Annotated in this window: 24 protein-coding genes, 2 tRNA genes and 1 pseudogene; 13 read left to right on the forward strand and 14 right to left on the reverse strand. The window is 37.2% G+C overall.

Annotated elements, in window-relative coordinates:
• Nucleotides 1-65: 65 nt before the first annotated feature.
• Both QF004_RS11145 and QF004_RS11150 read right to left on the reverse strand, forming a co-directional pair.
• Complete coding sequence (locus QF004_RS11145) at nucleotides 66-344, reverse strand: hypothetical protein (RefSeq protein WP_307426289.1); 279 nt, start codon at nucleotides 342-344, stop codon at nucleotides 66-68.
• Nucleotides 344-697 carry an arsenate reductase family protein gene (locus QF004_RS11150; RefSeq protein ID WP_307426292.1) on the reverse strand — a complete coding sequence of 118 codons (354 nt, stop codon included), beginning with the start codon at nucleotides 695-697 and terminating at the stop codon, nucleotides 344-346. The genes QF004_RS11145 and QF004_RS11150 overlap by 1 nt, the downstream gene beginning before the upstream one ends.
• A gap of 211 nt (nucleotides 698-908) precedes the next feature.
• Here QF004_RS11150 and QF004_RS11155 point away from each other — a divergent pair, with 211 nt between their 5' ends.
• The 5 genes from QF004_RS11155 to QF004_RS11175 all read left to right on the forward strand — a co-directional run bounded on the left by QF004_RS11155 (nucleotide 909) and on the right by QF004_RS11175 (nucleotide 5,383).
• A complete protein-coding gene (locus QF004_RS11155) occupies nucleotides 909-1,445 on the forward strand; it encodes a DUF488 family protein (RefSeq protein WP_307426294.1) in 537 nt (178 codons plus the stop codon).
• Nucleotides 1,446-1,630: 185 nt separating this feature from the next.
• Nucleotides 1,631-1,840 carry a DUF2945 domain-containing protein gene (locus tag QF004_RS11160; RefSeq protein WP_307426298.1) on the forward strand — a complete coding sequence of 70 codons (210 nt, stop codon included), beginning with the start codon at nucleotides 1,631-1,633 and terminating at the stop codon, nucleotides 1,838-1,840.
• A gap of 213 nt (nucleotides 1,841-2,053) precedes the next feature.
• A complete protein-coding gene (locus tag QF004_RS11165) occupies nucleotides 2,054-2,935 on the forward strand; it encodes a LysR family transcriptional regulator (protein ID WP_133438478.1) in 882 nt (293 codons plus the stop codon).
• Between the two features lie 80 nt (nucleotides 2,936-3,015).
• On the forward strand, nucleotides 3,016-3,948 hold the full coding sequence (locus QF004_RS11170) for a YeiH family protein (RefSeq protein WP_307426301.1): 933 nt from the start codon (nucleotides 3,016-3,018) through the stop codon (nucleotides 3,946-3,948).
• A gap of 163 nt (nucleotides 3,949-4,111) precedes the next feature.
• The gene (locus QF004_RS11175; RefSeq protein WP_307426304.1) at nucleotides 4,112-5,383 is read left to right on the forward strand and encodes a chloride channel protein; all 1,272 of its coding nucleotides are present in this window, start codon (nucleotides 4,112-4,114) and stop codon (nucleotides 5,381-5,383) included.
• A 208-nt stretch (nucleotides 5,384-5,591) separates the two neighbouring features.
• Here the strand turns inward: QF004_RS11175 and ric are convergent, their stop codons facing one another.
• The 5 genes from ric to QF004_RS11200 all read right to left on the reverse strand — a co-directional run bounded on the left by ric (nucleotide 5,592) and on the right by QF004_RS11200 (nucleotide 12,706).
• The gene (gene ric, locus QF004_RS11180) at nucleotides 5,592-6,305 is read right to left on the reverse strand and encodes an iron-sulfur cluster repair di-iron protein (RefSeq protein ID WP_307426308.1); all 714 of its coding nucleotides are present in this window, start codon (nucleotides 6,303-6,305) and stop codon (nucleotides 5,592-5,594) included.
• A gap of 128 nt (nucleotides 6,306-6,433) precedes the next feature.
• The gene (locus tag QF004_RS11185; protein WP_307426311.1) at nucleotides 6,434-6,865 is read right to left on the reverse strand and encodes an Rrf2 family transcriptional regulator; all 432 of its coding nucleotides are present in this window, start codon (nucleotides 6,863-6,865) and stop codon (nucleotides 6,434-6,436) included.
• 14 nt (nucleotides 6,866-6,879) lie between these two features.
• Nucleotides 6,880-7,254 carry a hypothetical protein gene (locus QF004_RS11190; protein WP_307426313.1) on the reverse strand — a complete coding sequence of 125 codons (375 nt, stop codon included), beginning with the start codon at nucleotides 7,252-7,254 and terminating at the stop codon, nucleotides 6,880-6,882.
• Nucleotides 7,255-7,323: 69 nt separating this feature from the next.
• The gene (locus QF004_RS11195; RefSeq protein WP_133438484.1) at nucleotides 7,324-7,794 is read right to left on the reverse strand and encodes an Lrp/AsnC family transcriptional regulator; all 471 of its coding nucleotides are present in this window, start codon (nucleotides 7,792-7,794) and stop codon (nucleotides 7,324-7,326) included.
• A gap of 130 nt (nucleotides 7,795-7,924) precedes the next feature.
• On the reverse strand, nucleotides 7,925-12,706 hold the full coding sequence (locus QF004_RS11200; RefSeq protein WP_307426316.1) for a translocation/assembly module TamB: 4,782 nt from the start codon (nucleotides 12,704-12,706) through the stop codon (nucleotides 7,925-7,927).
• A gap of 4 nt (nucleotides 12,707-12,710) precedes the next feature.
• On the opposite strand from QF004_RS11200, the gene tsaD reads away from it, so the two are divergent.
• From tsaD to QF004_RS11215, 3 genes are all read left to right on the forward strand, one after another.
• On the forward strand, nucleotides 12,711-13,745 hold the full coding sequence (gene tsaD, locus QF004_RS11205) for a tRNA (adenosine(37)-N6)-threonylcarbamoyltransferase complex transferase subunit TsaD (protein WP_133438486.1): 1,035 nt from the start codon (nucleotides 12,711-12,713) through the stop codon (nucleotides 13,743-13,745).
• Between the two features lie 66 nt (nucleotides 13,746-13,811).
• Nucleotides 13,812-14,507, forward strand: coding sequence for a 16S rRNA (uracil(1498)-N(3))-methyltransferase (locus QF004_RS11210; protein ID WP_133438487.1), 696 nt, complete (start codon nucleotides 13,812-13,814; stop codon nucleotides 14,505-14,507).
• Nucleotides 14,508-14,554: 47 nt separating this feature from the next.
• The gene (locus QF004_RS11215) at nucleotides 14,555-15,430 is read left to right on the forward strand and encodes a hypothetical protein (RefSeq protein ID WP_307426323.1); all 876 of its coding nucleotides are present in this window, start codon (nucleotides 14,555-14,557) and stop codon (nucleotides 15,428-15,430) included.
• A gap of 212 nt (nucleotides 15,431-15,642) precedes the next feature.
• On the opposite strand, the gene QF004_RS11220 is transcribed toward QF004_RS11215, so the two are convergent.
• From QF004_RS11220 to QF004_RS11230, 3 genes are read right to left on the reverse strand one after another with little or no spacing between them, the layout of a single operon-like run.
• A complete protein-coding gene (locus QF004_RS11220) occupies nucleotides 15,643-16,494 on the reverse strand; it encodes a hypothetical protein (RefSeq protein WP_307426326.1) in 852 nt (283 codons plus the stop codon).
• Nucleotides 16,494-16,925 (reverse strand): hypothetical protein, encoded by a 432-nt coding sequence (locus QF004_RS11225; RefSeq protein ID WP_307426330.1) that lies wholly within the window; start codon nucleotides 16,923-16,925, stop codon nucleotides 16,494-16,496. Before QF004_RS11225 ends, QF004_RS11220 begins: the two co-directional genes overlap by 1 nt.
• Before the next feature lie 4 nt (nucleotides 16,926-16,929).
• The gene (locus tag QF004_RS11230; RefSeq protein WP_307426333.1) at nucleotides 16,930-17,589 is read right to left on the reverse strand and encodes an RNA methyltransferase; all 660 of its coding nucleotides are present in this window, start codon (nucleotides 17,587-17,589) and stop codon (nucleotides 16,930-16,932) included.
• 281 nt (nucleotides 17,590-17,870) lie between these two features.
• Between QF004_RS11230 and QF004_RS11235 the strand changes: the two genes are divergently transcribed.
• Complete coding sequence (locus tag QF004_RS11235; protein ID WP_133438492.1) at nucleotides 17,871-18,887, forward strand: asparaginase; 1,017 nt, start codon at nucleotides 17,871-17,873, stop codon at nucleotides 18,885-18,887.
• A 106-nt stretch (nucleotides 18,888-18,993) separates the two neighbouring features.
• Nucleotides 18,994-19,080: transfer RNA gene (locus QF004_RS11240), tRNA-Ser, on the forward strand.
• A gap of 106 nt (nucleotides 19,081-19,186) precedes the next feature.
• Here QF004_RS11240 and QF004_RS11245 read toward each other — a convergent pair.
• Both QF004_RS11245 and QF004_RS11250 read right to left on the reverse strand, forming a co-directional pair.
• A pseudogene (locus tag QF004_RS11245) lies at nucleotides 19,187-20,121 on the reverse strand (transposase).
• 19 nt (nucleotides 20,122-20,140) lie between these two features.
• Nucleotides 20,141-20,503 carry a transposase gene (locus QF004_RS11250; protein WP_307426341.1) on the reverse strand — a complete coding sequence of 121 codons (363 nt, stop codon included), beginning with the start codon at nucleotides 20,501-20,503 and terminating at the stop codon, nucleotides 20,141-20,143.
• 647 nt (nucleotides 20,504-21,150) lie between these two features.
• Between QF004_RS11250 and QF004_RS13985 the strand changes: the two genes are divergently transcribed.
• The 3 genes from QF004_RS13985 (at nucleotide 21,151) to QF004_RS11260 (ending at nucleotide 24,155) form a co-directional block, all read left to right on the forward strand.
• Nucleotides 21,151-21,360 carry an ATP-binding protein gene (locus QF004_RS13985; RefSeq protein ID WP_373456904.1) on the forward strand — a complete coding sequence of 70 codons (210 nt, stop codon included), beginning with the start codon at nucleotides 21,151-21,153 and terminating at the stop codon, nucleotides 21,358-21,360.
• A 294-nt stretch (nucleotides 21,361-21,654) separates the two neighbouring features.
• A complete protein-coding gene (locus QF004_RS11255; protein WP_307426344.1) occupies nucleotides 21,655-22,593 on the forward strand; it encodes a 1-phosphofructokinase family hexose kinase in 939 nt (312 codons plus the stop codon).
• A 509-nt stretch (nucleotides 22,594-23,102) separates the two neighbouring features.
• Entirely contained in the window at nucleotides 23,103-24,155 is a 1,053-nt protein-coding gene (locus QF004_RS11260; RefSeq protein WP_307426346.1) for a response regulator, read from the forward strand.
• Nucleotides 24,156-24,576: 421 nt separating this feature from the next.
• On the opposite strand, the gene QF004_RS11265 is transcribed toward QF004_RS11260, so the two are convergent.
• Together QF004_RS11265 and mce are read right to left on the reverse strand one after the other, a co-directional pair.
• Nucleotides 24,577-24,650, reverse strand: a tRNA-Ile gene (locus QF004_RS11265).
• Nucleotides 24,651-25,001: 351 nt separating this feature from the next.
• A complete protein-coding gene (gene mce, locus QF004_RS11270; RefSeq protein ID WP_307426349.1) occupies nucleotides 25,002-25,400 on the reverse strand; it encodes a methylmalonyl-CoA epimerase in 399 nt (132 codons plus the stop codon).
• Nucleotides 25,401-25,568: the final 168 nt, after the last annotated feature.

The raw sequence follows: 25,568 nt of genomic DNA on the forward strand, positions 1-25,568 counted from the left end.
TATAAATTTTTAAATGAAAGGTAAAGTTGAGATTTTACAATAAATAGACTATTTTTGAAAAGCAGTTACCGCTCACCGAAGGTGTTGCTTGAACACCTGTTTTGCGAACTGGTTCCCGCAGTTTTTATAGGCTTGGATCCTATTCCTAAAGTTTGGGACTGCGGTGGATTACATATTTTACAGAAAGTCAATCCTTCCCGCAATGCTTTATCTAAAGGTAAAGCGGAAGAAACATTTTTCACCATTCTACAGCCTGACAAGTGATATTTAGAGCCAGACGGCGTTTTGTAAACCGTTTGTGCTGAAAGATGAACGCAGAAAAACAGCAGTATTAAAAACCTCATTATTCCACTTTGAAAAACGCTTCTAAATTCTCAATATTCTTTTTCTCATTTCCTACGAAAACTTCCTGATCGGTAAGGAAAACCGGTCGCTTCAAAAACGAATAATGTTCTAAAATTAATTTTTTAAAATCGTCTTCTTTTAAAGATTTAAGATCGATACTGCGGGCTTTTATTTGGGTGGATCTTCTGCTGAACAGCGCTTCATAAGATTTTGTGTGCGCATACATTTGAGCCAGTTCTTCTTCGGTAACCGGTGCACTTTTCAGTTCACGAAGTTCCCAACCGGAAAGGTCGAACATTTTTAAAATCTTGGTACAGGTTCCACAGGTTTTGAGATAAAATACTTTTTGCATATTTCAAATTTAAGGATAAATTCAGAAATGCTACAACTGGCTTGCAAATGATTTCAATTTCCAAATACCATTAATAATCAGCGGCACATTAATAATTACATTTCTACGCTCCTTTAGACGGGATTTCAAAATTAACCAGCACATGAAGGATGCTTTCATTTAAAATATTTAATTTTGATATGAATAATAAAGAACCTCTTTAATTTTTAAAATGAAACCACCGGAAAAACCAACTATTTATACCATTGGTCACTCCACCAGAAGTATTGAAGAATTTCTGGAACTGCTGCTTTCATTTAAAATTAAAGTTTTGGCGGATATCCGCAGATTACCCGGTTCCAGGAAATATCCGCAGTTTAATCAGGATCATTTGAAAAAATCACTGGAAGAAAACGGAATTGAATATCTATATATTGAAAATTTAGGCGGGCGGCGAAAAGTCTCGCCAACTTCGAAAAACATCCTCTGGAACAATAAGTCTTTTCAGGCTTACGCCGATTATATGGAAAGCGAATCCTTTGAAAAAGGCGCTGATGAATTACAAAAATCAGCTTTAAGAAAACCAACGGCAATGATGTGTTCAGAAGCGGTTTGGTGGCGCTGTCACCGTTCGATGGTTTCGGATTATCTGAAAGCGAAAGGTTGGGAAGTTCTGCATATTATGTCGGTCGGGAAAGCGACGGAACATCCTTATACTTCTCCAGCAAGAGTTGTGGGCGAGAAGGTTTTTTATTCGGAAAAAGACTGATTTAGAATGCCACGAAAAGTTTTCATTTCACCGCAAAAGATAAAAGAGCAATTCTAAAATTAATAATTCAAAGTTTGGAAAAGGAAAGTTCCTGATTCATGTCTAGATTTCGTTTGAACAGGTGAAAGGGTATTTTTTTGAATGTTTTATGATGAATATTTTGGGTTTAAAGTAAAAATTTAAAAATGAAAACAAAATTTAAAATCGGAGATAAAGTCAGTTGGAATTCTGAAGCCGGAAGAGTTTCGGGAACGGTTATTAAAGTTCATACCAAAGATTTTGATTACAAAGGTTATACGCATCATGCCACAGAAGACGAACCGCAATACGAAATCAAAAGTAGCAAAACCGATCATATCGCGGCACACAAAGGTGCTGCGCTGACGAAAGAATAATATTCAAAGAAATAGTGTGAATCTTTTTTACCGCAAAAGCAACAATAGCTTTTCACTGATTACCTCATAAAAAGTCTGAAAGGATTGAGAAAAGCAAGGTTTTATCTGTTGCAAACTTTTTGTAAACCTTTATTCTTCTTATTTATCTTTGATCCCTTTTTGTGTTTAAAATTAAAAAACCGCATTTTTACAACCTACTTTAATGCTACAAAAATGTTTGATTACCGACTGAAAGTTTTTCACACCGTTGCGAACCGCCTGAGCTTTACAAAAGCCGCAAATGAACTGAGCATTTCGCAACCCGCGGTGACCAGACATATCAAAGAAATAGAAAATCAACTGAACACGAAATTATTCAACCGAAACGGCACTTCGATTCAGCTGACCGCAAGCGGTAAGATTTTGCTGTCCTACGCCGAAAAAATCCGAAACCTTTCCCGTGACCTGGAATTTGATATTTCTCAACTTAACAAACACGCAAAAGGCAAACTGAAAATCGGCGCGAGCACTACGATTGCACAATATATTTTACCGGAAATTCTGGCAAAATTCCATTCCTATTATAAAGAAATCGACATCGAACTGGTGACGCGCAATTCCGAAGACATTTCGACTTTGCTGAAAAACGGGCAGATCGATTTGGGTATCGTAGAAGGTGCTTCGCAGTCTTCTTTTTTTGATTATCAGATTTTCAAACCCGATGAAATTGTACTGGTTTGTAAAGCCGGTCACCCTTTGGCAAATAAAACGTTGAAACTGAATGATCTCTATACAATCGATTGGATATTTCGCGAGCAAGGTTCGGGAACACAGGAGTTCATTCAAAATCAGCTGCAACAAAACGGGATCGACCTCAAACTTTTAACAACGGTGATGCAGTTGGGAAGCAGCGAAAGCATTAAAAATTATTTGCTGCATTCTGAAGCGATGGCGTTTCTTTCCGTCAGCACGGTTTTGCAGGAACTTAAAAATGAGCAACTCAGTATCATCGATATTAAGAACTTCACTATTGAAAGGAATTTTCACTTTATCACGCTGAAAGGCGAACAGTCAGAACTCATCCATCTCTTTCTAAAATTCATTAGTTATAATTAAAAGTTATAGTCAAAAACAAAATGTGATTTATTTTTGAATAACAAATAACAGACCTTTGCATCTGAAAATAAAATCATCAGATGAAAACTATTAATAAAGTTCTTTTACAAAAACTCCTGTTTTTCGTTTTAGCCATTTTCTGTATCTCACCCTTCGCTTCTTCACCGGTTGCACTGGCTTTGGGAATCGCTTTTACCATTATTATCGGGAATCCTTATGAACAGTATCTTCACAAATACATTCATCTGTTACTGCAGATATCGATTGTAGGTTTAGGATTCGGACTCAAATTGGATGAAGCGCTGCAGGCCGGAAAAGAAGGAATCACTTTAACGGTGATGAGTATTTCTACGGTCATGATTCTCGGCTACTTTCTGGGAAAATTATTAAAATTAGAAAAACCTTTATCTTATTTAATTTCCGTGGGAACGGCTATTTGTGGCGGAAGTGCGATTGCTGCGGTTTCACCGATTATCAAACCGAGTACGAAACAAATATCATTGGCCCTGGCAGTTGTTTTCACGCTTAATTCGGTCGCGCTGTTTATTTATCCCGCACTCGGACATTTGCTTCACATGACTCAGGAACAGTTCGGATTATGGTGCGCGATTGGAATCCACGATACAAGTTCTGTCGTTGGAGCAGCCAATAAATATGGAGATATCGCTTTGAAAATCGCAACCACGGTAAAACTTTCAAGAGCTTTATGGATTATTCCGATATCACTTTTAACGATGGTATTTTTTAAAACCAAAGGTGCAAAAGTGAAGATTCCCTGGTTCATCGGCTATTTCATCGCAGCGATTATCCTTAATACCTACTTCCCTGTTTTCGATGGTTTCAGCAAAGTTGCAACGGTCGCCGCAAAATCAGGATTGAATTTAACTTTATTTTTTATCGGTACTACCATCTCTGTTCAAACCCTGAAAACAATCAGTTGGAAACCTCTGTTTCTTGCCATTGTTCTTTGGGTGACCGTGAGTGTCGGAAGTTTACTTTTCATTTTAAAGTAAATATTCCGCTTAAAATCAAAGCCCCTTTCGCCGGAATCCTGTTTTCGCAAAAGTTTCGTTAAATTTGCAGTGTTAAATTTTGATTTTTCTCACTTTCGTTTTTACAGAAAAAATTGAAATCAAAGCAAATTCACTTTATTTTCATTCATTTTAAAGGAATCCCTTGGAAAGAAAAAAAATCGTCACCCAGCATTATTTCCGGCTCATCGTTTCATCATTAACGGTAGGATTGGCAAGTGCCATATTGGCTTTTGCTCTCAAACACAGCACCGAATTTTTCGAACATTATTTTTTTGATTTTATCCGTCATCAATATGCACCGCTCTTTATTATCTTACCGTCAGTCGGAATTACCGCCATCTACTTTTTAAGAAAATATCTTTTCAAAAACAGAAAGAATAAAGGAATCACAGAGATTTATAAAACACTCGATCAGCGGAAAGACCATCTGCCTTTATTTAAAATTCCGTCGCATTTTGTGAATGGATTCCTGACTGTCATTTTCGGCGGTTCTACCGGAGTTGAAGTTTCTACGGTGGTTGCCACAGCGACTATTGGGAATTACGCTTACGAAAAAGAATTCTCGGCGCGGATGTATAAACGGGAATTAATCTGTGCGGGAGTGGTAGCGGGAGTTGCGGTTTTATTCACCAGCCCGCTTGCCGGATTTCTATTTGCGCTGGAAGTAATTGCGCGAAAAACAAGAAAGTCACTGGTTATTTCGTGCACCGTTTCAGCTTTGCTAAGCTGGTTATTTATTGAATTATTCGATTCTGAAACCATACTTTCTGTAAAAGCGCAGAACTGGAATTATGAAGCAATCCCTTTCTTTTTAGTTTTAAGTATTTTAGGCGGAATATTTTCTGTTTACTTTACGCTGTTGGTCACGAGAATGAAAAAGATTTTCAGCACTATTTCGAATAATTTTATTCGGGTGAATCTGGGAGCCATCGCGGTCGGAACATTGATTTTCTTTTTCCCCACTTTATATGGAGACAGCTATCACGGATTGCGGGAAATTCTGGATCAGTCCTTAACGGTTTCCAGAATCCCGGTTTTATTTCTTCTTGCGGTGGCGGTTCTGAAACCATTAGCTTCCTCCTTAACTTTGGGAGCTGGCGGAGACGGAGGCGTTTTCGCGCCCAGTATCGTAGCCGGTGCTTTTTTGGGATTAATGGTGGCCTTCATTGGAAACAATTATTTCGGGATGAATTTAATTCCGGTTAATTTTGCGCTGCTCGGTGCGGCGGTTACTTTATCGGCCTCTTTGTATGCCCCTTTTACTTCGGTGGTTTTAATCTGCAATCTTCTTCCGGACGGCTATGTTTTGTTTGTTCCTATTTTGGTTTGCTGCTTTATTTCTCATCAGTTTGCGAAAAAACTTCTTCCGTATAATGTTTATACGTACGACTTTTATCTGAGTTCGAAAATTTAGAGATAATGTATTAAACCTTTTTTTTCCTCAAAAGAGACAAAAGTTTAATGCAGATCAATAGTTGCTCAAAAGAATACAAAAACTAAATTTTCATTTTGATTGTTCTGATTTTTTTACTTTTAAAAAATCGGAAAATCCCTTAATTCTAAATAGAAATCCACCTCATCAAAATGAAGTGGATTTCAGTAAAAAAACAGAAAATTAAAATTTAGAATGTTTTCTCTAAAGCGATTGCTTTTGGAAAAAGAATATTGTTTTCTAAATGAATGTGGGTATGCAGATCTTTTTCAAAATCCTCAAGCATTTTATAAGTGACCTGATACGTTCCACAGGCATCTGCGGGGAATTGATAATTATTGGTTAAGTCCGCAATTTTCACAAACCGCTCACCTTCTACGGTGTGCTCATGTTTCATCATCGCCACGGGACTTTCTACGGTTCCAAAATTGGGACTTGCCAGCGGTTCGCCTGTTTGTTTTGAGTTCACCATTTTTTTAATGAAAGGGAAAAGAATTAATTCTTCTTTTTTCATGTGTGCCGCCAATTCATGGGCACTTTCTGTGAATAATTTTGCGATTTCAAATAATTCCGGATGTCTGTCGCCATGAACTTTGCACAGTTTATTTAAATATTGAATGAGCACGGTGGAGTTTTCTTCTACATAACGGTGATGGGTTTTCTCCACATAATCTGCCAATAAATCCAGTGGCCAGGAATTAAAATCGATATCGCCCGATTTTAGATTTGCAACATTTGCCAATTCATTATAAATATCTTCTGCCCGGTATTTTTTGTTCTCGCACGCTTCTTCTACGGTTCGGTTTCCTTTGCAGCAAAAATCGATTTTATATTTGCGGAATATCTGTGCTGCTCTGAAATCTTCTGCTACCAGTTCGCCGATGGTTTTTTCTTTCGTTAACATGATGTCTTATTTAATATTATGATACAAATGTACACAATATTTTAATTCGGACAAAATTATCTTAATTAAAAATACTAAAATTATAAATCCTATTTTTGATAAAATTTAAATAAAGTTTAAAGGGAAAATTATTTCAGCCAAACCAGACCGGTTTCGGTTTTTATAGCCAAATCGTAAAAAGAATATTTCTGTACCATGGCTACCAAACCATTCCGTACTTCTTTGAAATCGTCGTGAACGGGACAGGGATTTTCTGAGGAACATTTATGCAGTCCCAGTCCGCAGTTGGTAAAAATTCCGTCGCCGTCGATCAACTGAACAACATCGAAAATATTGATTTGTTTTTGCCGTTCCACCGGAAAAATAAAACCACCCTGCTTCCCGCGAATGGATTCCACAATGTTTTCACGGCAAAGTTGCTGCAGAATTTTAGCGGTAAAAGCTTCGGGTGCATTTACTGCTTTGGCAACTTCTTTTACATTGGCACGCCGCTCCTGATGGCTTTGCTGGGCAATATAAATCGTTGCTTTGATCGCGTATTCGCAGGCTTTGGAAAACATCTGTTATAATACTATTATTTAAAAAACTGCCATTTCGGAATGATCACAAAGAGCCCCAGACTGGTGTAGAGAAACATATTGGTCACATCGGTATAGAGAAAAGTAGACAGAAAGAAATTATGCGCCATAAAATGCGTTACGACTGCGGCGGGAAAAACATAGGCAGCGATCTTTTTGTAGAAAAAGATAAATACCACTGAAATAACCATCAGCAGGTCGATTAAAAATATAAAATAAAAATATCCGAGCGGAATATTGATTTCCTGATGTTGTGTAAACTCATCCAGGTCGATTCCCGCGCCCATGAGCGAGAAAAGCATCAGCGCAGCCAATGCTAAAACAAATCCGAAATTTTTCTTTGGACTTTCACCTTCAAAATTATTATTCATAATGGTAAAAATAAAAAAACTTTTGATAAGAAATCAAAAGTTTTAGTTATTGTTGATATAAATCAGTGTTTAGATCGAAACAGCCCGGATCAATCTGTTTTTATCGGAGATATGTTCTTCCATAGAAATCATACTTTCCGTTCTCATCACATCCTGGATGTCGTCTATCTGATATATAATTCTTTTGGCATCCTCTGTATTTTTTGCTTTTACTTTGCAGAAGATATTGTATTTCCCAGAAATTACACTTGCTTCTATAACATTTGGAATGGTGGCCAGTTCTTTTAAAACTTCCTGGGTTCTGTTTGACTTGGTCAAAAGGATTCCGATAAAAGCGGTAAAGTGGTAATCTAATTTCGAGTAATCAATGTTCAGTGAAGAGCCTAAGATAATTCCTGCGTCTTCCATTTTTTTTACACGTACGTGTATGGTCCCTGCAGAAACATCCATTTGTTTTGCAATTTCTGTAAAGGGCATTCTGGTATTTTCAACTAAAAAGTCCAGAATTTTCTTGTCTATTTCGTCGAGTTGATAATTCATTATATTGATTTTATATATTTATTAATAGTATGTCAAATTTTTTGCAAAATTACAAAAAAATATGAATACACGAAAATTATATCAAACATTAATAAATTTTAACTAAATGACCGCTTTTACATAAACATTCTTAATTTTCAGACTTCTTTTTAGTAGAATCTATTTTATTTTCAGGCAAATCGGGCTTTTGATTTTTGTTATTTTTCTTTCTTTTAAATATTGTATTGAAACTTTTACTGTACACCACCCCTATTCCGTAACTTTGGTTAGCGCCGGCATTGGCTGCCTCCGTTCCGTTGAGTCCAATATTGGTAGGTTTTGAATAAGCACGCAGTAATCGGGTGCCGTCATTTTTCTTTGACCAGTCGTACTCTACAATTCCTTCTCCGGAAAGATAATCACTGCTTGCAGTTTCGGATTTTGAAATAGGAATTCCTAAACCGGTTTTAACAGTCGTTCTCGGCGAGAGGGCAAAACTTAAACTTGCGTTGGCCCGGTCTCCGGTATTGGAGGAGGCGTCACCTTTCAGGTAATTCAAATCGACTTGAAACTCATTACTGATTGTATTTAAAACAGAACCTAACTGCTTAAATAACATATTATACCCGGAACTTTCAGCAAAATTCCCGATGTTAACGTCAAATCCTGAATTGGTGTTGTTGAAACTGTTTAAAACCAAAACCGACCCAAACTGGATGATTTTTTCGTCCTCGTTACTCATTTTTTGGGCAAGAGTTTCTTTCACACTGCTGGAAACATCCTGTGCAGAGACACCAAGTTCTATTTTCGGATTATTAAGCGTTTGGGATATTTTTGTAGAAAGCACAATATTAATGGGTTGTAAAGTTCCCAGATTCAGATATTGTCCGGCGTTGGTTACGGTTCGCAGATAAGTGGCATTAATGTCTAATTGCGGTGCCATCGCATTGCCGTCCCACCGGATGGAGCTTCCTTTCGCAATCTGAAAAGTCCGGCTCAGGATTGCTTTGGAAACAAAGGTTCCATTATCCACGATATAATTTCCGTTCATCGAGATCGCTCCCGTTCTGCTCATGGTAAACCGCAGCCTTTCGGAATTTCCCCGGACCGTTATATCACCAATATCATTTCCTACTAATACATTTACTGTTGTTCCTTTATCGACTTCCAGGTTGAAATCGACATTCATATTGGCTCCGGATTTTTTCTTTTTTTCTGTGGTGACCGCACCGGTCTCGTCTCTTTTCAAAAAACGCAGCATTTTAAACTCTTCTACATTGGAGGTTGAATTGGAATTAAATGTAAAGACTGAATTGTTAAGCGCACGCATTTCGGGCGTAGAAATATTTAGTCCGGTAACAGGTCCGTCTACATAGATAGTTCCGTTACCATAAACTCTTCCCCAAAATAAATCGTAATCTTTTTGAGTGGTATTCAGCAACAAAAGATTATCCGCACGCATCACTAAGTTGACTCCCATTGAAGATAAAGTCTCAAACTGAATCGCCCCGGAAATTGTACCGCGGGAATTGGTTCTACCGTCCTTCACCCCAATATCATTCAAAATAGCCAAGCCTCTTGATAAGGAAACTACGGTATCGTCAAAGGAATAATCAACACCCGTAAAATCTAGTTTCAACCCGAATTTTTTCAGCACGATATCCCCACTATAATCCATATCATTGAGCTGCCCGGCAATGCGCAGATCACCAGAAGCTTTCCCCCGAATATTAGAAAATACTCCTTCTACAAATTGTTGTGCAAACGCCAGATCAAAATCATTCATTCTGGCCACTAGATCAAGTGATGGCGAAGCAGTATTGTTATTAATGGTGCCTGTTAAATGAAGATTATTATCTCCTAACATCCCACTGGATATCACTTTCGCATCCACATCAAATACATTTGGAATGGGACTGTTTTTCGTAAGAATCTCTATTTTCCCCATTTCATTACCGTTCATGAAAATGTCTGTAATGGCAATATTTATGAGTGGCTCGAGATTATTTTTATTCATTTTAATATCAAATGTGCCGTTGGCAATTCCCTTGACATCCATGTCGTTTTTGTTCTTAATCAAAGCAAATACTTTCGCGACATCTACATTCCGAATTTCGCCCTCTGCGGAGAAATCCTTCGCTGATTTAAAAATGGATTCTTTTAAAAACAGCTCGCTTTTATCTGAATAAAGCCTTAGATTTTGAATAAAGAAATCACCCGTTTTTTTCCGGTAAGTAATCGAGTGATCTAAGGCCGGATCGGTATCTACACTCCACGCAATATCATTAAATTTAACCGTAGTGGGCTCGAAGCGGAAAACAAAATCGCCCTGGCTGTTGGTACTTTGGTTAAGATTGATGGTATATTCTTTCAGTTCCTGTTTCACTTCCTCTTCGGGAGAACCGAGTTTAAAGTTAGCCGCAATATGCAGGACTTGATTCCTTTCATTGGTACCGCTTAAAGTAATGTCTTTCAGAATATTTTGATTGTATTCTATCCGGTTTATTTTTGCGAAAATCTGTTCCTCTAAATTCGCTGTGTTTATTCTGACCGTCAACTGATCAATCATCGCGCTGTCTTTTGAAATCTGGTCTCTTTCATTTACCTTATATGCGGGATTTGCTTTGGCAAGTGCTTTATCAGCCTCTGTGATTTCTTCTTTTTTGGTCATCACATATTTCAACACCTCAGCATCTACATTCAGAATTAAATTATTTGAATTGCCGTCATAAGAACCATCAACAGTCGCGCCTTTCGGGAGATGAAGTTCAGGCATAAAATAATTGACAAGATCCTGTCTGACTTCAAAATTCATCGCAAAGTTTTGCCCACGGTATAATTTTCGCGGCGGCGGGCCTACCAATATTTTCCCGAAACCATTTTCAACCATTCCGGCTAAATCGCCCAGATTAAATTTCCCATCGATCTTTCCTTTGACCGCCCCCGGTGCGTCTACAGAAACAATCCGGTTTCCATTTTCGAAAAACGCTTTTACGTCGGCATTAGGAATCGTAAACTTTTGATTGTTCGCCGCAAACTTCACATTTTGCAGATTAGCATCTAAAGTTAAATCGTTAATATTGGTCATCGATATCTTTCCATTAACCACGCCGCTCACAGCCTGAGTTCCTTTTGTACCCGTAAAATAATTCAGGTTTAAATAATCCACATTCGCATTGACATCGGCAATAAGTTTTGAAGTACTGAAATCGATGAGTCCTTTTATAGTGGCTTTTGCCTGATCGTCATTTACATTAATGATTCCGTTGTATTTTTTATGATCGAGAATCCCTTCTAAATAAACATTATTAATGACTTTATTGGTAATTTCAATTTTCGAGATCTGCGATTTTGTTCTCAAAACCATCGTGTTGACATCAAAACTTCTCCCATCAACATTAAACTTTCCACTGATTAAACCCACTTCTTTACTTTTGGTAATGACGGAAGAATTCAAATCATTGACTTCAGCAAAACCACGGTATTTTGGTAAATCTGTACTGTAATCTTCTAAATAAAAATTGGTGATTTTTGCCTGTCCGATTCCGGTAATCAATTTTGCGTTCGGAACAAAAACCTGTTTGGGAGTTACCCGTGCTGCACCGTCATATTTTATTCTTCCAAAATCATCGGCGAAATTTTTCATCTTTGAAGAAATGAAAGTGGGCATCATCGCCTTTAAATCTTTATAGGTAAAATCGGTAGAAAGCGTATTGGTTTCAATCTGAAAATTATCCTGCAAAATATGGGTTACGTTCATTGTTTTGGTCCTAATATTGACCTGTGGATTTCTAATCAGGAAATCATTGAGCGTAAATTTATTTAATGGGCCGGCCATTTTTCCGGAAATATTGATGGGTTTATAATTATCCCAATCGGTCACAAAATAACTGATATCATAACCACTGATCTGACTACCCTGCTGAAGATTCAAATCCCACCGGACTTTATTAGTGAAATCTTGCCAGGATCCGTCATTGAGATTAAATTTAACATCACCCTGAAGCAAGGAATGATCGGTATTAAGCGTTAAATCTTTGAGTAAAAGAAAGTCATGTTTTAAAGAAAACTCGGTAGAAAACGTATCTACAAAATGTTTTTTACCCCATCTTTCGGTGGTAAACCGCATATTGTTAATTTGGGCAGAAACCTCTGAACCAAGCACTTTTAGTTCCGGAATCACAAGATTTACATTTTGGGCATCTAGCCATTTCCCAGCCTCACCCTCTGTATTTTGATTAATAATGGAAATTTTTGAGTTGGTAATATAAACCCGTGATTTTAATTGAAAAGGCTCTCTCGGCACCGCAGGAGCGGGACCATTAAATAAATCTACAAAACGGATAAAATTAGATATGCTGTCACCTTTGTAAGTAATTACTTTAAGATCAAGTTCATCTAAAGATAAGGACTGAAACTGTAAATTCCGGGAGTCACTGATAATTGAAAACCAGTCGGAATCAGCATACATTTCTTTTGCTTTTAAAAACTGAAAGTTTTTGTAATCCTTCACCGCCACATTATGAATGTAGATATCACCAAAATAACTCACATCCACACTTTCAAAAGACATGTTCGCATTCAAATCTTTATTAAGTTTCATAATTACTTTTTGCGCTGCCCAGTTTTTGGTTGCAGGCAAACTCACAATGACAATAAAAGAAAAAACCAGAAAAAGAAAAGTCCAAAACATGACGAGCAGTAATTTTGCCCACCATTTATAACTTATAACATCTTTTGCGGCTTGCTCACCAAATTCCTTGGCCGTTTCTACAGGATGATTGATGGCATCAGAAGCAAGATCCGCTGCACCTTTCACTGTTTCTTTTACAGAATCCTGAACATTTTCCACGCCTTTCTGCACAGAATCCCCAATGTTTTCTGCAATTGATTTTTTGTTTTCTTTATCGTTATTATTCTCTAAATTTGCCATTGTTATGAGTGACTCAATAATTTTAGGGATTGAATCTTCCTGCGACGACACTTCTGCTGCCGTTCTCAAAGGGAATATCATCCTCTCCAACATCGCTGCCAATCAGGAAATCCACAACGAATATGGTGGTGTGGTTCCGGAATTGGCGTCTCGTGCGCATCAACAAAACATTATCCCGGTTGTCCGAAAAGCAGTCGATAAAGCAAATATACAACAAAAAGATATTTCTGCGGTCGGTTTTACAAGAGGGCCTGGACTTTTAGGATCTCTTTTGGTCGGAACTTCTTTCGCAAAATCATTAGCAATGAGTTTAAATATTCCTTTAATTGAGGTGAATCATCTCCAGGCGCATATTTTAGCTCATTTTATCGATGATGCAAATCCCCAGCCACCGAAATTCCCTTTCCTCTGTCTCACCGTTTCCGGAGGGCATACCATGATCGTGGTGGTCAGAGATTATTTCGATATGGAAATTATCGGAAAAACCATTGATGATGCTGCTGGTGAAGCTTTCGATAAAATCGGTAAAATTTTCGGGTTAGATTATCCTGCGGGACCAATCATTGACAGATTATCAAAAAACGGCGATGGAAATTCGTTTAAATTCAATAAACCACGGATAGAAAATTACAATTATTCTTTTAGTGGAATTAAAACTTCTGTGCTTTATTTCATCCAGAAAGAAGTTCGTAAAAATCCAGATTTCATTAAAGAAAACCTCAACGATTTATGTGCTTCTGTACAGCAGACCCTCGTTGAAATTTTAATGGATAAATTAGAAAAAGCGGCCGAAGAACTTAATATCAGAGAAGTTGCTATTGCCGGTGGCGTCTCCGCCAATTCCGCTTTACGGGAAGCGATGCAGAAAAACGCCGAGAAATTAGGATGGAATATTTACATCCCGAAATTTGAATATACCACGGATAATGCTGCGATGATTGCAATGGTCGCCAAGTTAAAATTTGACCGTGGCGAATTTACCGATTTATCAGTTTCTGCCACGGCAAGATATGATATTGAGGAGGAGGGGTTTAAGTAATTGTTGGGTGATGGATGTTGGGTGCTTGAAATGTTAAGTGTTGAAAGATATAATAAAGAATAAATTATGAAACTTTTTTTTGGAGAGGTAGTTCCCGAAGTCAAAATCAACGGAGAAGAACAAACGCATATCGTAAAAGTTTTGCGGATGAGATCCGGGGAAGAGATTGCGTTGACCGATGGCAAAGGAAATCTCGCAAAAGGAACTCTTTTATTTGAAGGAAAAAAAGTGTCGCTCGACGTACAAGAAATTCAGGAGCATCTTCCTAATTTCCCGACGCAACTTCACATCGCAATTGCGCCGACGAAAAATATCGACCGCATCGAATTCTTTGTTGAAAAAGCGACAGAAATGGGAATTGCAGAAATCACTTTATTGCAAACCGAAAAAACAGAACGTAAAAACCTGAATATTGATAAGTTGCGAAAACAAACGATTGCAGCTTCAAAACAAAGTCTGCGCTTTCATTTTCCCAAAGTGAATGATTTGACAAAGTTTTCTGACTTTATCAAAGACATTAATCCTGAAACCACTTTTGTAGCCCACTGCGACGAAAATCTGGAACGAACTGATTTAAAACAGATTAACGCGCAGAAGAACATCACTTTTCTCATTGGTCCCGAAGGTGATTTTTCTCCTAATGAGATTAAAATTTTAGCTGAAAAAGGAGTAAAAGCAGTTTCGCTTGGGAACCAAAGATTACGCACAGAGACCGCAGGTGTTTTTGTAGCAGCCTGGAATTATTTTATTAACTTCGAATAAGAGTGAGATAGAGTAAGCGAGTCAAAATAATTTAAACTAAATCAGCAATGTGGAAAAATTACCTTTACTCAGCATTTCTAATTATTTTGTTTCTTTTTCCCTGTTGCATTCCGTCGCAGGCGCTGATCAACCACACGACCAATTATTTTGGTCCAAACGCGAATCCTGTACCGGATTTCACGAGTGCTACCATTCCAAAAAACACTGAATTCTCTGTGTATGGCGACTATTATTTTGGCTATGGAGACCAGACAGCTGATCAATTATTAAAAGTAGAAATCCCCTTACTCCCTGAAAAAATATCTGTAAAGCTGTGGATCGTTCCTATCGAATATTACACGGTGACTGATGCTGTTAAAGAACGGAGAATGATGAGCAGAAATTCAGGTTTAGCGTCGGGTGATTTTTATCTGCAAACCAGAATAGCGCTTTTCAACGAAAAAGAACATAAAATTGCGGTCATATTCAACGCTACCTTAAAAACTGCGTCAGGAAGTGATTTTATTAACAGAAGATTCTTTAATACTGCCGGCTACTATTTTGACACCGAAATTGGCAAAAGCTTTATAGTACGTGGTTTCCTCAATGAAATCCGTTTGGTTGCCAATGCTGGATTTTACTCCTGGGATGTACAGACTCCCAATAACAATGTGCAGGATGACGCCGTGATGTACGGTTTAAAAGTAATTTTGAAAAAGAAAAACCTATCCTGGGAAAACACTATTTCCGGTTACAGCGGTTGGATCAAAAGGGCTGATGACTACGGGGACAGACCGTTTGTTCTGGCAACAAAACTTAATTTAAAAGGTAAGAAAAATACGTGCTTTTTGCAGTACCAATACGGAATTAAATATTTCCCATTTAATCAAATCAGAATTGGAGCAGTTTTTCCGCTTGCGGCATTGACTCCAAATTTTTTTTAAATAAATTTCAATCTTCATAGCTCCTAAAATTTATTTAAACTTTTTCACAACTTTGTAAAATGGACTTTCATTTCCTACAATTTTTCTTCCGAAAGTTTATAATCGAATTTATCAATTTCTTTTTGAATTCACACCTAAAGATTAATGACGCAGCAGCGACATTTAAATCTTCGAATAAAGACACAAAAAAAAGAATTTAGATTTTAAGAAATTTACAGTGTTGAAAATCTTAACTTATTCGTCAAAAAAGTATAAAACCAGTGATAGGGCAAAAACATAAACACCACACCATAGATCGTACTTTTCCAATCTGCAAAAACAAAAAACTTTGTATACAAATGAAATGATACGATAAATACCATTGCAAAAGTCAGAAATTTTCTATTGAAAGCCCCCAGAAAACAAGTAGTCTGAAACAGAATACCTAATAAAGTTAAAACAATCCACAAATTTTCATATTCATAGAAATCAATCATCCATTGAGGTAACATTCGATCAATAATATAATAGTTATATTCTGTATTGATTCGGGCAGCATTTCTTTCGTACCAAGATAAATCAGGTGAACCGGAAACTATGTCTTTTGTCATTGAAATAAATTTATACATTCCAGCTAACGAGTAAGTTATAAGAATTCCTAAATTCAAATACTGTACGAATTTATAATCACTTTCATTCAGTTCTTTTGGCAGTAAAAACATCGAGAAAAAATAAAATAAAACCACAATATGACTATGATGCCCCATTCCATGATAACCTGCAATTGGAAGATTTACCAAAAAAATAAAAACAAAGATGAGTTTGTTGATCCAATATTTCTGCTGAAATAAGCTCCAGATCAAGAATAAACAAAGTAATAAACAAAGTCCACCAAAGTAAAATGCCGATGGAAAACTCGGAAACATCATAAGTTGAATCCAAACCTTTGGATTATAAAACTCCGGTAATCGCTGCGAATAGATTTTATAGTAACAAATTTGTTCCCAAATCCAATATAAAGTAAACAACCTAAACGCATAATAAGCAATCTGGTAATTGAATACTGTAAGTTTTTTATAATCCATCAAAATTCCGTTATAATTTCTTGATTTATTTTAATTTTTTCCTCATTAATTTTTTGAAAATTAAAGCTTTCCTCGACAAGAATATATTTTGAAAATTGTGGTGCGGTAATTTTTGCAAAATTCCGCAATTTCTTAAGATTTTGCTCTTTATCAATATTCATTTTGATATTTTTCCCATAAAGATTTATGATGCTGAATTTTGTATTTCCATCATAGGCATCTTGATCAAAATTCATAATAAGCACAAGGCGTTTATTTTCTAATCCATAGATCCTAAATATTTTATCTTCTGTTGTTGATCCAAATGGCTTAGAGAATAATTTCCATGAGTAAAAGGGATAAACTTCAGCTTTTCCTATAGAAGTCAAATAATAGGTGACTGCCATAAAAAAAACACTTAAATAAAAAAGCAATGGTGTAAATTTCTTCATAGCTCTAAATTAAGTGTTTTTGAAACCTTTCCAATATTTTCTGCCCACTTGTAATTGAATTCACCGCCCATCGCACTTTCATTTCCCACAGTTTCTCTTCGGAAAGTTTGTAATCTAAATTCGACTTTATCAATTTCTGTTTGAGTTCATACATACAGATTGCCGCCGCAACAGAAACATTGAAACTTCGCGTAAATCCATACATGGGAATCGCTAAAGTTTCGTCGGCGAAATCTAAAACTTCCTTGCTGACTCCTTCTGCTTCGGTCCCAAAAACCAACGCGACAGGTTCTGTAATTTGAAAATCCGGTAAAAGCGTCGCATTATTTTCGGGAGAAACAGCAACAATTTTATAACCCCGGTTTTTAATTTCTTTTAAAGAATCGATGCTTTGCGGAAGCCGCTCTACTTCTACCCAGGTTTCTGCTCCTTTGGTGACGCGTAAATTGGGATTGAATTCATGCGCGCTTTCCATCGCGACAATTTTATGAAATCCACAGGCTTCTACGGAACGCACAATCGCCGCGGCATTCCTGAATTGAAAAACATCTTCGATCACAGGCAAAACAAAATCGGAACTTTCCGGAGCAAAATGATTGATTTTCCGGAGTCGCTCGTCGGTAAGAAACTGCTGGAGATACTCGAAGGTCTGCTTGTTTTTCATGGATTCAAAAATAAGGATTATTTGGAGTTAATTAAACCTTCGAGGTTTAAAAAAACAGTAAAGGTTTAAAAATAGGCAATGAGCAAACAAAGCTCGGAAAAGGTGAGAAGTTAAGCGCTGTTAGAGCTTTAAGCTCTAACAGCGCTCTTCAGGAGAGGAATTAAAACGAAGAACCCGTTTTTTTCAAAAAATATTGTCGACGATAATTCGTTCAGGAAATCAACAAAAAATCACCGGATTAGAAGTTTTATTATTCTCTAAAATACTGTATTTTTGAAGTTATGAAAAGAAAAGTGCTCCTGATTTATACCGGTGGAACCATCGGCATGGAAAAAGATTACGAAACCGGCAGCTTGCAGGCCTTCGATTTTGGAAATATCTTCCAGAAAATTCCGGAAATGAAATTGATCGAGTGTGAAGTTTCGGTATATCCTTTTAAAAAACCGGTCGATTCTTCGGATATGGGTCCAAAAGAATGGAAATTTATCGCCAATCATATTGGTGAAAACTATGATAACTACGACGGTTTTTTGATTCTGCACGGGACAGATACAATGTCGTACACCGCTTCTGTATTGAGTTTTATGTTGAAAAATTTAAAGAAACCCGTGATTTTGACAGGATCCCAGTTGCCCATCGGAGATTTGCGTACGGACGCGAAAGAAAACCTTCTGACGAGTTTGTATTATGCAAGTCTGTACGAAAATAACGAGGCGGTCATTCAGGAAGTTACGATTTATTTTGAATACAAATTACTGCGGGGAAACCGAACTTTGAAATATTCAGCAGAGTTTTTTGATGCTTATCAAACGCCGAATTATCCGGTTTTGGGTCAATCAGGCGTTCATTTGAATGTGAAGAAAGATTATCTGTGGCGAAACAAAACCGATGATCAATTTATGGTAGATGACCACATTTCGCAGGACGTTTTATTTTGGCGCATTTTTCCGGGAATGCATTTGAACCATTTTACGCAAATCCCCAATGTGAAGGTTTTGATTTTACAGGTTTTCGGTTCGGGGACTATTTTTAATACTCCAAAAACGCTTAAGACTTTGCAGATGTTGCGGGATCAGGGGACAGAAATCGTTGTCATCTCCCAGTGTGTTTCCGGCGGAATTAGTTTTGGAAAATATTCTAATTCTAATATTTTCACAAAAATCGGTGCGATCAGTGGTCACGACATTACAGCGGAAAGTGCCATTACAAAAGCGATGCACCTTTTAGACAATCCTAATTATGAGGGAAACTTTGCCGAAAACTTTGTGCGGAATTTGTGCGGTGAGGTTACTGAATAATCGCCACAGCAAGGAGCAAAAAGGGAGAATAAGTTTTTATTTGTAAAAATTACGGTTTTCCGTTTTTAGAATTCAATTAAATACCCTATTTTTGCAGTCTTCAATTAGAGAGGTGTCCGAGTGGTTGAAGGAGCTAGCCTGGAAAGCTAGTGTACGGGCAACTGTACCGTGGGTTCGAATCCCATCCTCTCTACAATTACTTTAAATAACCTGCTGATTATCAGTAGGTTATTTTATTTTACTCGATTTTAATCCCCACATTTACCCCACATATTTAGGATCAGTAGCAAAAGTTGTGTTTATGCAAAAATATTTTGTAGTCTGAATAGAAAAAACGCCCGATCTCTGACTCCTCTGAAGTTGCTTCTAAATTTTTTATTTTTTTGCGTTGAAAGATTCTGCGGATGCATTTGTACTTCGATGATTGAAGTAGTTTAGGATATCATTATAGTGGGTGGTAAAAGTTTTTAATAGGATAGCAAAAGATTTAAAGCCAGACGCTTCCACCTGGTGATACCATCTTGCTAATTTTAACATAGCGATTTCTTTGGTGTTTTTCTTGTGGTAGACGTTTCTTAAAGCTTCTGTTAGTTGGTAAGCGTGGTGGATATCCGGATATCCACTGAATAGGATTTGGGCGCGTTCTCTCTGGGATTCAGTCCAGTGGAAGGCGCTCTTATACAGCAAATGCCTGCTTCGTGCCAGGAGCTGTTTTCTACTGTCTCCATTTGAACACAGTTCTGGTTGGTAGATTTCTTTATTTTTCTTGGCATTTAGGATGTCATCGCTTTCCTGCTCTATAGCTTTCCATCGGTGCTTGATACGGATTTCCTGCAGGGCTTCTGAGGCAAGTTGCTGTACGTGGAACCGGTCAATGGTTCGTTTGGCATTGGAGAAGCATCTCTTGGCAATGAGTTTCATGGAACCGGCCATATCCAGAGTGATTTCTTTTACATTTAACCTCAACCTACGGTCGATTTTCAGTAAATGTTCTATGACGGTTTCTGCACGGGTTTCTTTAATAATGGCAACCAGGCAACCTTTTTTACCTTTCGCTTTTTTAGAAGTAACCACAGTATAAAGTTCACCGCTAGACAAGGCTACTTCCTCTATCGACAAGGATTGTGACATGTTTTCGGGATAAATGAGCCACTCCTGTGCATGGGATTTCTCTTTCCAGGTTTTATATGTTTTTGTATTGGCGCTGGAATTTTTTACCCGCCACACCGTACATTTCAGCAATGGTTTTACAATCAAGAGGTCGGGTATCGACAGATTTCTTTTAAAAAATCGGCAAACCCCTTCGTTAAACGGGTGCCTTCTGCGACTAAGTTCCAGTCTCTCTGCACGATTTCCTTTGTCTTCTTATCCAGCCATCTGCGCCTTTTAATATGCAGGTAAACGGCGTTTCCACGCAGGGGAAAATCTTGAATAGTAATCTCCTTATGGAATCCGTGTGCTATTAAAATTCGATTTGACACTTCTTTGGGAGGGTTATTTTTCTCCTCAAAATAAAGGTGCATCACTTCACCCTCGGTGGCTTGCTTGGTTAAATCAAAATGTTCAATTAAAAATTCAGGCAGAATATGTTTCAGCAGTTCCAGATAATGATCCAATGTTCTTAAAGTTTATTTCAATTTACACACAACTTTTGAGATTGATCCCATATTTATTTCTTGCAAAATTATTGAGAAGCCAGTCTTCTGTTTCTAAATTTCAAAAAAAAGTAAGCAGCATGGGAGGGGTACCACAAAAATGAGATTTTGGTGGGGGACTATCTCATATGTAGGTATATTCTCATTAAATGTTTTTTTCATAAATCATATTAAAAAAAAATCTGGTAATTCCTACTTCATAAAATCAAAAATACTACGTTAAATAGCATAGTCAATATGATTTTGAATTCGAATAGCAAAACCGTTCATAGTATTATAAACCAACGAACCTACCACAAATTTTGCGCAACCACTTGATTTGAAGTCAATTAATATTATTCATTAAACATATGGCTTTACTTACAAAGCAAAAAAACTCTTCAATTATTAGTTGAGTGGGGTCTAAAGTGTTCGTTTATTAGGTTAATAGAAAAAACGGTCAAATTGACCACATATTTCGGAGTCAGTTATTTTAACACCAGTAAATTGTTTGCTAAATTGAAAATGGCAAAAGCAGATGGCTCTTATCTTCAGAAACTTGCCAAAATACAACCCTAAGAGATGATTATACTCGATGATTTTAGACTCCATGCATTAGCAGAAACAGAATTACTCTTTTCGAACTCATTGAAGACCGTCATAACAACAGTTCTATCATTGTAACCTCACAGTTTCGGGTTCAGGGTTGGTATGATATTATTGGCGAAAAAACCATTGCTGACACTATTTTAGACTGGCTGATCCACCAATCTCACCGCCTCGAACTGAAGGTAGAATCGATGCACAAAAAAAGAGGAATAAACAGAGCCGAAAATTAATTATATTTGAATACAAATTAGCACATGAAAAACATCCGTTTTTACTACAAAAAAGAGATGTTCAGTTTAAACCGAATCTAGTGATCAATTACACCGAAGTTTGCATTTAAAAGGAGAAAAAAAGCCTGTTGTAATGAAATCTTTGTCTCATTCACGACGAGATTAAAAATTTTCATTATGATCAAAGACAGATATATATATAAATTTTATTGGCAAGTGCATAATTAGTACTACCCGTAAAGTTTTTATCGCCGAGAAAATTACTGTGTGATGACATTAATAAAAAATACAACGATGAAAAAATCTGTTCTAACCATTACTTTAAATCCGTCAGTAGACAAAAGCAGCAGCGTACAAAACATAGTACCACGATTGAAACTACGGTGCAAAGCCCCCAAACATGAGGCAGGAGGTGGCGGCATCAATGTTTCCAGAGGATTAGCAAGACTGGGGATTTCCTCAGATGTTTTCTTTACCTCCGGAGGAAGAACTGGCCAGTTGTTGGAAGAAATACTCCAGACCGAGAGACTCCATACATTCCCGCTTGACATTTCCACAGAAACCAGAGAAAACTTTACTGTTACGGATACCGTTAGCAAAGAGCAATATCGTTTTATATTCCCCGGCGGAAAGCTTACCTTGAAAGAACAAAAAAAAATAACAGATTTTGTCGACAGGATAAATCCCTGTCCCGATTTTGTAGTGTTTAGTGGCAGCCTTCCACCAGGGGTTGATCCAATTTTTTTGAGCCAACTTGTTAATAAATGCAAAGCCAAAGGCAGTAACGTTATTGTAGACACCTCAGGGGAAGCGCTCAAAACAGCGATAGAAGCAGGTTTATTTTTAATCAAGCCCAGCGTACGGGAACTGAGTGCTTTTGTTGGAAAAGACAAACTGGAAGACAGTGAGATAGAACAGGCCGCTCAACGTATAATTTCGCGTGGAAAAGCTAAAATAGTTGTCGTATCATTAGGTTCTGGCGGAGCTGTTTTATTTTCAGAAAATGAAAAGATTCAAATTGCAGCTCCTGTGGTAAAAGTGAAAAGTACGGTGGGTGCCGGAGACAGTATGGTTGCCGGTATGCTGTCTGTCCTGATCAACGGAGGAGACCATAAAAAAATGATTTCAATGGGGATTGCATGTGGATCTGCTGCTACAATGACAGAAGGAACGGGACTGTTTACAAAAGAAAATGCAGAACGTCTTTTTAATGACATTCAAAATCAAAAATAAGTGTACTGGCCCCGATCTCATAAAAAATTATATCAAAAAAATACAGACGGTAGATTTCGTGATTACCATATCTGCAGATGCAGGATCAGCCTTACCCAAGATGGAATGCTTCTCTTCTAATATAAAAAAATGAACAATTTTTAAAATATATTTTCGGTATGCCGATTTTTGCCGATTCAGAAAGCAAAACAGAGCCCTTCCATATAAAAAATTTACATCTTTCCATGTTAATAGTTTAATTTAAAGATAAAGTTTTAACTTTATAACATTCAGTTACTTATAAATGATGAAAAGTGAAAAACTGTTGTATGCCATTATAGAAACTGCTGCTGAAAGTATTATTACCATTAACAGCATGGCAGAATAGAAAGCCTGAATTCCTTTGCTTTGACAGAAAAATCACCCTGTGAACGGTCAAATTCTTTTTAAAGGCAAAACTGGAATGGCCAGTAAATTCACCCTGTCATTTCATAAAATATAATGAACATTAATACTGTTTTTTTAAACCAATGGAAAAAAAACGCGTTCTGATTATTGAAGACAATGAAGACATCCGTGAGAATACTGCCGACCTTCTTACACTGGCAAGCTATGAAGTTTTCCAGGCGGATAACGGGAGAAAAGGGGTAGAAATGGCTATTGAACATATGCCGGATGTTATCCTGTGCGATATTATAATGCCGGAAATGGATGGGTACGGTGTCCTCCATCTGCTTAGCAACCGGGAAGATACCGCATTGATTCCCTTTGTTTTTATTTCTGCAAAAACCGATAGAACAGAAATCAGAAAAGGAATCGAAATGGGAGCAGATGACTATCTCACAAAACCTTTCGATGATACCGAACTCCTGAGTGCAATTGAAAGCAGGCTGAAAAAGAAAGAACTACAGAAAAGCATGTACACCTCTACGCTCACCAAGATGACCAATCTATTTCTGGATTCACACGGCCTTGATGAATTAAAAAAATCATTTGACGAAAGAAAAATTAAATTCTTTAAAAAAAAGCAGATCATTTATTATGAAGGCGATCCTGCAAATACCGCTTATTTAGTTCTTTCAGGATCCGTTAAAACAACAAAAATGACTGAGGACGGTAAAGAACTGATGACAGGAACTTATCATCCCGACGACTATTTTGGAATTGTATCCCTGTTTTCTGGAAAAGAATATAAGGAAACAGCCGAGGTATTGGAAGATAGTACATTATGCTCTGTGCCAAAAGAAGTTATAGAGCAGCTGCTGCATAAATATCCTGACATTGCCGAAAAATTCATCACCATTTTAGCACAGAATGTTATTGATCACGAAGAACAATTATTACAGCTCGCTTATTATTCCGTCCGAAAAAGAATGGCCGAAGTACTGATCAAACTCCATGCGAATCATTCACCCACCAACTGTTTCGAAATCTCAAGAGAAAATCTTGCTGCGATGGCAGGAATGGCCAGTGAAACGGTAAGCAGGATTCTCAGCGATTTCAAAACAGAAAAACTCATTAATAAAAATGCAAGGGTGATTACAATTCTTAATCTCAAAGGTCTTCAAAAACTTAAAAATTAAAGTGCACTTCGACCCAAACTAATGCAAAGGCAGAAGGGAATATTTAGACCATCACCATTTGAGTATGACTTTAAAAAGAGGCTGAATATAATTCTTCCCAATCGGCGAAGCCGAAACTGCGCCTTAAAACAGAGTCAATTAGGAAATTTTGCGCCTTTGCTTTGCCAATGACAAAAAAATCTAAAAGCCCGCTGCGATCGTCCCGCCCGTTCCCATCATCATTACAGATTTACATCAATTTCTAAAATCTCCTGATTTTCATCACAATAAATTCTTGCACTGCTGTATTTCCATTCCCAAGTCTCTATAACAAAACCACTTTTTCAAAATACCTTTTCAGTTTGGCACTGATGCAAAATAAAGATTTTTTAATAATCAAAAAAGCACCTACATCGCTGCAAGTGCTTTATTTCCAATATTGTGGCCCCACCTGGGCTCGAACCAGGGACTTGCTGATTATGAGTCAGCTACTCTAACCAGCTGAGTTATAGGGCCTATCTTTATTTCAAAGAAATAGAAGTCTCAATTGGGATTGCAAAAATAGCGTTTTTTTTAAAAAATCAAAATTTATTTGAGGATTTTCCTGAGAAAGTTTTGATAAATGCAGTTTGAAGATTTTTTTTATCGCTAGCATTACTCATCATGAAAATTTTTAATCCCGTTCTGAGCAAAACAAAGGTTTCATTTACAAACACTCAGTTTTTCTCACTTTTTAATATTCAAAGGCTTTACACTTACCAAAGACGCAGGCTTTTCCAATCTCTTGATAAGGTTAATTGAAATCGGTTTAAAAAGTACACCATTCACTCTGCTTTGGCTCTTTTTACTTTTTACTTGGCTCTTACCTTAAGGTTTCTCCTGACACAGTTCTATTAAAATACCGTTCGTAGATTTCGGATGAAGGAAAACGATGAGTTTATTGTCGGCACCGTCTTTCGGTTCTTCGGAGATAAAGATGAATCCTGCCGCTTTTAAGCGTTCGATTTCTGTATAAATGTTTCCTACTCCAAACGCAATATGATGAATCCCTTCTCCGCGTTTATCGAGGAATTTGGCAATGGCACTATCGGGATTGGTCGCTTCCAGAAGTTCGATTTTGCTTTCACCTAATTCATAGAAGGAAGTGGTAACGCCTTCCCTTTCCACGGTTTCCTGTTTGTAGTTTTCTTTGCCTAATAATTTAGCAAATAAGTCGTCCGATGTTCCTAAAGATTTTACGGCAATACCGAGATGTTCTATTTTCATAATGATGGATGTTGGGTGATGGATGCTGGATGTTGGATGAGATCAAAAAAATTAAAGTCAGAATGATTTATTTTAAAGCGTTCTATTCTTATTTTATAACGGACATTTTTTTTAATGCAGTTTATCGGAGGACGAAGCGTATTTTTAAAGCTGCTTTTGCCAGGTTTA

The organism is Chryseobacterium sp. MDT2-18 (assembly GCF_030815285.1).
In the GTDB taxonomy this organism is placed as follows: domain Bacteria; phylum Bacteroidota; class Bacteroidia; order Flavobacteriales; family Weeksellaceae; genus Kaistella; species Kaistella salivictor.